The sequence below is a fragment of the Bartonella sp. AA56HLJMS genome, from assembly GCF_042197145.1.
GTDB lineage: Bacteria > Pseudomonadota > Alphaproteobacteria > Rhizobiales > Rhizobiaceae > Bartonella.
Genome location: NZ_JBHIRL010000117.1, coordinates 1 through 538, shown reverse-complemented (window position 1 = coordinate 538; position 538 = coordinate 1). Strand labels below are relative to the sequence as shown.

Here is a 538-nt window from a genome sequence, read left to right as displayed (position 1 = left end):
GCTCTTCAATTGCCTGCCGTTGCAAATGCGGAATTTTCTTTAACTGGTGTGATTTATCCAGATTTCAAAGGTGGTCATAGACAGCTCGAATATTTACGGCAAATGGCACATGAAGGACCTCACATTCTTGTGACTGGTCAAGGCAAAATCTTAGGTAAGTTTGTCATTCTTTCTGTAGAGGAAAAACAAAGCATTTTTCATCATAATGGCACCCCAAAAAAACAAGAATTTACAATAAAATTGAGAGAATATGGTGAAGAGCTATGAGTAATCTTTACGTAACAATAGAAGGCGATATGGTTGATGCCATTTGCTGGAGATACTATGCAAAGGGTCAACAAGCCCTTGCTGTTGAACGCGTCTATGCAGCAAATTTTGGTCTTGCAGACTATGGACCCATTTTAAAAGCAGGCATCACCATAGTTTTGCCGTCCCTCCCCTATCCGAAAGCCACACCAGTGATCAGAATTTGGGGTAGCAAATCATGAAACCTTTTTGCACAGTGATGGCAAATGGAGAGGACATCACAAGAATGCTG

At 41.1% G+C, this 538-nt stretch carries 2 protein-coding genes; both read left to right on the top strand.

What is annotated here, in order from left to right:
- Nucleotides 1–267: phage tail protein (locus ACFINI_RS10245; RefSeq protein ID WP_375648065.1), on the top strand; the 267-nt coding region annotated here is incomplete at its 5' end.
- The gene (locus ACFINI_RS10240; protein WP_375648064.1) at nt 264–488 is read left to right on the top strand and encodes a tail protein X; all 225 of its coding nucleotides are present in this window, start codon (nt 264–266) and stop codon (nt 486–488) included. The genes ACFINI_RS10245 and ACFINI_RS10240, both read left to right, overlap by 4 nt.
- Nucleotides 489–538: the final 50 nt, after the last annotated feature.